Genomic DNA, 2,353 nt, shown 5'->3' with positions numbered 1-2,353 from the left:
TGTTCCACCAAATTGGAAGCCAGACTTTTTTCCTGGCAAGGAATCCTGAATTCTACCTGATGGAAGCAATACCATGAATATTCAAAGCTTAAAAATCACAGAAAAGACATTCCTAGTAACAGGTGCGGGAACTGGAATCGGCTACTCCATCGCCGAATCCCTTATTTCTTCAGAAGCACGAGTTATCCTGCACTGTAATTCCCATATCGATTCAGCCAAAGAATTGGCATCCAAGGCAAAAACTGATTGTGTTGTCATTCAAAAAGATTTATCCCAGCCCCAAGCAGGACAAGAATTAGTAGAGGAAATTCTTAATCTGGGATATTCCCTTGATGGTGTTGTGAATAATGCCGCCATCATGACCGAACTCAGCTTGGATGATAATCCGTCAGTCTGGGAAGAGAAATGGATTGAAACTCTTCAGGTGAACTTGATTGCTGTTAGTTCCATCACCCGACGGGCAATAGAACACTTTAAGTCCAAGGGAGGAGGAATTCTTGTTAACATCTCTAGTCGTGCAGCTCATCGTGGTGACACCCCAGAGTATATACACTATGCAGCCTCCAAAGCAGCACTGAGTAATTTAAGCAAAAGTATTGCTCGAAACTTCGCTGCTGATGGCATACTAGCCTATTCTATTTGTCCGGGCTTTGTTGATACCGAAATGGCTGCGGAATTTAGCCAAAACTATCCTCTCTCTGAGATTGTATCAGGTATTCCCCTACAGCGAATCGCCCAGCCAGAGGAAATTGCTGCCATGGTGGTTTTTCTCTTGTCCGGACAAGTCCCCTCGGCAACTGGAACCAACATTGATATTAATGGAGCCTCATACGTTCGCTAAAGTGCATGGCAAAAGGATATGGATACAATACCTCAGTTATTTCAAGCCCAGGTAGAACGAACACCTGATCAGATTGCGGTTGTATTTGACAACCAGCAGTTAACCTACCGAGAACTGAATGATAAAGCGAACCAGTTAGCCAGCTATTTGCGCTCCTTGGGTGTAGAACCGGAAACCCTTGTGGGGATTTGTGTTGAGCGTTCTGTTGATACAGTGGTCGGACTTTTGGGGATTCTTAAAGCAGGGGGGGCTTATGTGCCCTTAGATCCATCCTATCCGAGGGAGCGTTTGGAGTTCATGCTCCATGATACCCAAGTGTCAGTGCTGTTGACACAACAGAAATTGGTGCCGGAAATTCCAGAATATCAAGGATATCTAGTTTGCTTGGATACAGATTGGCAGAAAATAGCTGTAGAAAGCAATACTAACCCAGTCGGTAGGGTTGGAGGAGAAAACTTAGCTTACATTACCTATACTTCTGGCTCAACCGGAAAGCCAAAAGGCGCAATGATGCCCCATAGAGCGGTTTGTCAAAGCTGGGGCTGGCTTCAAGAGACTTTTCCCTATCAGAAAAGCGATCGCGTTTTGCACAAAGCCTCTCTCAGCTTTGATGTGTCCAGCCGCTGGGAGTTATTTTGGCCTCTAATGGCTGGAGCTTGCGTTGTTTTAGCAAAACCAGACGGTGAAAAAGATAGTGCTTACATAGTTCGGCTAATCGCCCAAGAGCAAATTACCGTTGCTTATTTTGTTTCCTCTATGCTCTCGATTTTTCTCGAAGATCCGGGCTTGAAGAATTGTAGGAATCTCAGACGAATCTTTGTAGGTGGGGAAGCATTTCCCTTTGCTCTCAAACAACGCTTTTGGGAGAGCCTTCCCAATTGCCAAGCAATTGAAATCTACGGCTCTACTGAAACCATTGTGGTTAGCTCCTGGCACTGTCAACCCGAACCAGAACCGCGTAACTTTTCTATAACTCGCCCCATTGCTAAGCTGCCAATTTATATTTTAGACCAGCAAATGCAACCGGTTCCCATAGGAGAAACTGGGGAACTTTACGTAGGTGGAGACTATCTGGTCAGGGGGTATCTCAACCGCCCAGAATTAACAGCAGAAAAATTCATCACCAACCCCTTTGACAATTCAAAAGTCAACAATCAAAAGTCAAAATTATACAAAACGGGAGACTTAGCTCGCTATCTTGCCGATGGTAATATTGAGTTACTCGGTCGTGGGGATCATCAGGTAAAAATTCGCGGTTTCCGCATTGAACTAGGGGAAATTGAGGCAGTACTTACTCAACACCCTGTGGTGAGACAAGCCGCAGTAATTGCTAGGGAAGATATTCCGGGTGACAAGCGCTTAGTCGCTTATCTTGTCAGCACTATTGCTGAAGAATCTCGGACAGCAATTGTGCCAGAATTGCGAAGACTTATCCAAGCAAAGCTGCCAGAATACATGATTCCTTCGGCATTTGTGGTTTTAGACGAGTTGCCCCTAACCCATAATGGTAAG

General features: G+C 45.0%; 2 protein-coding genes. Both read left to right on the top strand.

The window, feature by feature from the left end:
- Positions 1–73 precede the first annotated feature (73 nt).
- On the top strand, positions 74–841 hold the full coding sequence (locus tag F6K49_RS42005) for an SDR family oxidoreductase (protein WP_293107224.1): 768 nt from the start codon (positions 74–76) through the stop codon (positions 839–841).
- An 18-nt stretch (positions 842–859) separates the two neighbouring features.
- A partial coding sequence (locus tag F6K49_RS42000) for an amino acid adenylation domain-containing protein (protein ID WP_293107221.1) occupies positions 860–2,353 on the top strand: 1,494 nt, incomplete at its 3' end.

The organism is Moorena sp. SIO3I6 (genome assembly GCF_010672095.1).
This window is presented reverse-complemented; position numbering and strand designations above follow the sequence as displayed.